At 53.0% G+C, this 5,581-nt stretch carries 5 protein-coding genes and 1 pseudogene; all 6 read left to right on the top strand.

Annotation, left to right across the window (positions count from 1 at the left end; translation table 11 throughout):
• Positions 1-416: pseudogene (locus GIW79_RS29165) on the top strand (hypothetical protein); the annotation flags it as partial.
• Positions 409-2,133 carry a site-specific integrase gene (locus tag GIW79_RS29160; RefSeq protein WP_236454488.1) on the top strand — a complete coding sequence of 575 codons (1,725 nt, stop codon included), beginning with the start codon at positions 409-411 and terminating at the stop codon, positions 2,131-2,133. The pseudogene GIW79_RS29165 and the gene GIW79_RS29160, both read left to right, overlap by 8 nt.
• Entirely contained in the window at positions 2,130-4,151 is a 2,022-nt protein-coding gene (locus tag GIW79_RS29155) for a hypothetical protein (RefSeq protein WP_236299140.1), read from the top strand. Before GIW79_RS29160 ends, GIW79_RS29155 begins: the two co-directional genes overlap by 4 nt.
• Positions 4,141-4,587, top strand: coding sequence for a hypothetical protein (locus GIW79_RS29150; protein ID WP_236299142.1), 447 nt, complete (start codon positions 4,141-4,143; stop codon positions 4,585-4,587). The genes GIW79_RS29155 and GIW79_RS29150 overlap by 11 nt, the downstream gene beginning before the upstream one ends.
• A 224-nt stretch (positions 4,588-4,811) precedes the next feature.
• Entirely contained in the window at positions 4,812-5,249 is a 438-nt protein-coding gene (locus GIW79_RS29145; RefSeq protein ID WP_236299144.1) for a LexA family protein, read from the top strand.
• A partial coding sequence (locus tag GIW79_RS29930) for a Y-family DNA polymerase (protein ID WP_442968639.1) occupies positions 5,236-5,581 on the top strand: 346 nt, incomplete at its 3' end. The genes GIW79_RS29145 and GIW79_RS29930, both read left to right, overlap by 14 nt.

The raw sequence follows: 5,581 nt of genomic DNA, 5'->3' as shown, positions 1-5,581 counted from the left end.
TGCGGGTTTGTTTGCGCTTACCGGCGTACTCGGCGTCAGCGAAGGTCATCTGCTTCATGGGGAAACTCAGCGGGTGGAATCCGGGTATTTTGCCAAAATCTGGAAGTCTTCTTCAGAGTTTCCTTAGAAAATCAGGCATCGCAGCTGGCATCAAGGCGCTCAGGAAGTTTCGCTTCCACCAGTCCCGGTGCACCTTTGGGACTGAGATAGCTAGGCTCGCTTTAGAAAATTGCGTTGATGTGGCGATAGTGATCGCGACTGTCAGTAATGCATTGCTTCACGGTCCAAACTCGGAGGCCACCACCTTCAAATACATCAAATTTGTGCAGGCAGCCCCCGCTAAGCAGGCCATTGCGAACAACTTCATGACTGCGTTTACAGGGATTGCTTCGGGGCATGGAGCGAGCAATGAGTAATCTGACGTCTTCAGACCTGACGTTTCCGATGCTTGAGTACGGGAAAAACGAGACTCCTTGGGATCTTGCACCGCTTTTATACAGCGGTGGTGCTGCGGCAAAAGTGAAGACAGTACGCAGTGAAATCATGTCAGGTACTTTCGGTGATCCTTTACTGGAACGGTCGGAGCTTGTGAACAGACTACATGATTGTTTGACCGATGACCTTGCCGGCGGAGGAAGCCGCTTTTCGGCGAATAACAAGATCGGTGCGTTGAGGAAGTTTTTTCAGTGGGTGGATCAGTGCGAACGTCCATTGAGTATTGATACTGTCGTGGAAGCATACTTGAGGTGGGCTGAGCATCTTCTACAGCGTCATCGTGTAGACGGATATTTGACTGCCCTATCGTTATACGACATCGCAAGTTTGACAGCGACGATGCTTGATCGAGTGTTAGGCCGAAGTTCAACGCTTCTTTACAGCACCCGGATTCGCAAGCCCAGAGGCAAGGCGAAGATGAGCAGTGGGTGTGCGGACAAGCAAAGCTTGGAAGACAGTTTTGCATTTGGCCATTTTCTCACTGATATCTGCGAGTCCCTAAGCTACGAAGCGACTACCGGGCGGCTTCCTGTTTTGGTCTCACTTCGAAGTGGTCAACAGCAGGAGTTTTGGTGTAAGTCGAGACAGAGCACGCGCAGGAAAAATCTCAGTAACCCGCGCGCTATTAAGACGATTGCTCGGAACGTGGAGCTTCGGAGCTCCGATACCTCGATTGGTACCCGTCACTCTGTTGTTAACCTACGAATCGAAGCCGAGCTTCTGATGTTCATTGCTCAAACCGGACTGAACCTTTCGCAGGCACACAAGCTACGAATGGATCAATTCAACTACACCAGTCACCTCGATGGTTACCAAGTTCGGACCTATAAAAACCGACGTGGCGGTGAAGTTCTATTTGAAGTTTTTTCCAGCTACCGGGATTGGTTCGAGCGTTACATCGAATGGCGGAATGCATGGTTCCCAGATGATTGCGATGGTCTTCTTTTTCCTCTCGTTCGTCTTGGTGGACGCCTTGCCTTAGAGGCCCCCCAGTTCACAGCACTAGGGCGGACTTGCGCTGAACTTGGCGTTGAGATGATTAAGCCTCGGAAATTACGAGGTGCCCGCATCAATTGGTTGTTACGAGAATCGCTGAATCCGCACCAGGTGGCTGACATTGCCCAGCACACGGCCGAAACGCTCATTAGGGTTTACGCAGAGCCAAACCCGCAAATCGCTATGGTTGAAATCAGTCGATTCCACCGACAAGCCGATACAGCCTTCTGTTCACCTGCCCCAGGTACTTGTGTGACATCTTCACCCAAATCGGTTTTAGATGCTCCGGTCAACGCCCCTGAGCCAGATTGCATCAATGCATCCGGCTGTCTTTTCTGTGTGAATCATCGGGATATTGAAAGCGAGGATCACGTCTGGTCTCTGAGTAGTTTGCGAGTGCTCAAGAGCTTGGAGCTAATTAGATATCGCCCAGCTTGCACGGATAGATCTGGCGAGGCTGACCATCCAGCGATGCTGGCGGTTGAGCGCCTGAGTGCGAAGCTACGGTTCTTTCAAGAAAGCAGCGAGGTGCGGCGGCTTTGGGTGGGAGAGGCACTGGCTCGCATAGCTGAGGAGAACTATCACCCAGCTTGGGACGGATTTATTCGGCTTGCGGAAGTAACGGCTGGGCCTTCCCTATGAATATGCTCACGACGTTAGGGCTTTCTATCGAGTCGCCTCTCGCCGTTCCTGGGGCGTTTAATTACCGTCCTGAGAGCTGGCCTCCGCCACCTGATTGGCCGGTCGTAATTGATGCACAGGGCAAAGTAATAAGCCGTTGGGGCGATCCAGTATGGAGGCTTGACCCATGGGCTAAGCGGGCGGTGACGCTGAATTTTGGGGATGGCCCAGCTACCAAAGTAGCGGCGCCCATTAGCTCGGCGAACGCTAACCTGCTCCGTATCATCACAGGCTGGTGGCTATACGGGCCTTATGGCGCTCGAGGCTACAGATCCCTTAAGACACGTTTCGATCAGGTGCGGCGGCTATTTGTGCTTTGCGAAGAGGCCGGAATACTTGCCAGCGAATTGAGCCACTTTCCACGCGTATGCGAACGAATCCCTGACTTTCTTCATTCCTCAAGAAAGACCGAGTTCCTGTCGTTAATGCATGAGCTTTACGCGTCCCGAGGTGCCGTAGGATTTACGTTGCTGGATTCAGGCTCTCTAACCCGTGTGGCTGCGCTGTTTCCAGCTCACCAAACAGCTCAAACGCCATACATTCCTCCACGCATCTGGCACTACCAGGTCACGAGGCTGCGAGAGTGTCTTGATGACTTCTTATCCCATCGAGAACAGGTTGAAGCTTGTTATCGGTTCAGTGTCGCGGCTTACGAATATAACCAGAGAGTTTCGGACAGAGGAGTATGCGTAAACGCACCGCCTTTCTGCGGCCATAACATGCAATTATCGGGCGCTAAAACGGGGCTTCGGTTTCACGGAGCGTTTGCAGATACCGCGAAACGCTTCGGCATCTTTGAGTTGCTTGAGCGTTGGGTGGGTCGCAGTGGCGACTTGCAAGTAAGAACGTTGACTAGCTATCTGAAACTGGTCAACCGCGCAGGCTTAGCTTACATCCTTAACTTCAGTCTCATGCGGGTTGAGGAAGCCTGGAATCTTCGAGCCGGGTGCCTTGACGTCGAGCACGACAAGAGTTTCGGCGACATTTTCTTGTTACGTGGGCAGACAACAAAAACGCTTTCTGATAGCGACGCCCTGTGGGTCACATCCCCATCTGTGGAGGTCGCTGTGAGGGCGATGGAGGTGATTTCTCTGTTTCGCTCATTACACGCATCTCACTTAGAAGCGAGCGGTCTTGCCGGGCGTTATTTGACCGATTCTTATCATGAACCGTGGCTCCCATCGCGCAAAAATGATGATCACTCACTGAGACCGAGCATTCCGCCATATGCCGCACTTTTGGGGCAGTACGACAAGCTCTTTGACTTGGAGCGCTTGCGTATCACGACTGAGGATTTGAAATTGGCCAGGCTAGCTACCCCTTCACTGCCGGAGGAGTATCAAGTAGGCGCTGTATGGCCGTTGGCATGGCATCAGTTGCGTAGAACTGGGGCAGTAAACATGCAAGCTTCCGGGCTCGTAAGTGATGCTTCGCTTCAGTACCAGCTCAAGCACATCACTCGCGCGATGAGCCTTTACTACGGACAAAATCACTCGCGAGTGCGTCTGGAGGAAAAGGCTCACACTCTTTACGTTCGCACAATGTACGAGACGCTTGGAAGAGAGTTACAGCAGCTTACGAGTGAGCGTTTTGTCAGTCCCCATGGAGATAAACGTAAGGCTGAGATCGTTCGGCTGATCTCGCCCGAGGATGCAAAGAAGATGATCGGTTTGGCGAAGAAGGGCACGGTCGCATGCCGCCAGATCCTTCTTGGTGTTTGTTCGAGTCGCGTGCCTTGTCCATATGGAGGAATCGACAACATTGCTCATTGCGGAGGCGGTGACTCAAAGGACGCAAAACCTTGCCCTGATGTGCTGTATGACTCAGAACGATTGGATGCGGTAGATGATCTTGAGCATATCCTCAAAGAGCGGCTTGCTACTGCTCAGGATGGAAGCCCGCTCATGGAGTCTCTGGTGGCTCAACAGCGAAGCTTAAAGAGCTTCCGTCGTGTCATAGGGAGCGCCAATGGACGTTGAACTCATTGCTCGCCGCAGCGCGGCTGATCAATACCGGGACGCTTTTGAGCGCCTGAAGCTCAACAGGCCACAACTTCTGCCGAAGGGGACTCCGGTCACTCAGAACAACGTGGCGAGAGAGGCCGGGAGCGATCCGTCAGCACTGAAGAAATCGCGTTTTCCGAGTCTCATCGCAGAGATAAAAAACTACGTAGAGCAACACGCGGAGGAGCAACCTCCTTCGTTGAACCAGGTAAATATTCTTGCCCGTCAGAAAAGTCGCGCCTTGCGTGATCGGATTGAGCACGTTGCCCGGCAGCGCGACCAGCTCGCAAGCTTATTGAGTGAAGCGGATGCGAAAATCCTAGAGCTGTATGACCGCATAGCTGAGCTTGAGGGGCAGCTGCCTGCGTCCAACATAATTTCGTTGGATCCGCGCGGGCCGAGAAAGCTTTGAGATGACAGCTCGCATGCAGCTAGTCGCCTAGGTGCACACGCCCCGTGACTAGCAACTAGGCGTAGTGATTTTTTGATAGACAGGCAAATCGTTGCCCGTGCCTGCAACTGACTGCCATGCACGGTGGTTTGCTCGGCCCTTTGCCGAGCGCTTCGTCAGTCCGTGTTGCTCTAAACACCCGACCATAATACTGTATGTATGAACAGTTATCTTGGTTGAGTTCTATGTCGATTGATTATCTCGGGCACATTGATGCTCCAGGGCACCCCCTGCCGCTGTACTCGTTTACTGTCCCAGCAGGATTTCCTTCGCCGGCACAGGATCACATCGAGCGAGAGATATCGTTGGACGAGCTTCTAGGGCTACGTCTCCCTCAAGTTTTTCTGGCGAGAGTTGGCGGTGATAGCATGAAGGGAGTCGGAATTTTCGATGGTGATCTTGTCGTAGTGGATCGAGCTATCGAAGCGAAGCCTGGCTTAATAGTCATCGCCGCGCTGAATAATGAGCCGCTTATCAAGACGCTTTGTAAGGATGGGGATCAGTTCATCCTGCGCTCCGAAAACGCTACCTTCGCGCCCAGATATGTTCTTGAAAACGATGAGCTGCTGATCTGGGGAGTGGTTCTCTACAGCATCCGCAGTCACACCAATGCAAGAGCCTAAACCGTGCTTTGCCCTAGTGGACTGCAATAGCTTTTATGCGAGCTGCGAGCGTGTCTTCCGGCCTGACTTGGCCCGCGTTCCCATTGTAGTTTTAAGCAACAACGATGGCTGTGTGGTTGCTCGTAGCGCTGACGCAAAGCCATTCATCAAGATGGGCGAACCCTACTTTCAGATCAGAGAAAAGCTCGTACAGCATGGGATTGTGTGCGGATTCCACGCCATCCGGCCACCCAGTCCGCTCTCATCTGGCCAGGCATTCCACGGCCATCTGGCCACCTGTTCCACGGCCATCCGGCCGGGCAGTCGGAGCGCAGCGACGCAGGGGTTGCATT

Origin of the sequence: Pseudomonas sp. PA-7-1E (assembly GCF_021605325.1) — a bacterium.
Taxonomy (GTDB): domain Bacteria; phylum Pseudomonadota; class Gammaproteobacteria; order Pseudomonadales; family Pseudomonadaceae; genus Aquipseudomonas; species Aquipseudomonas fluorescens_BV.
Note: the sequence above shows the minus strand (reverse complement) of the source record. Positions and strands in the feature narration are given on the sequence as shown.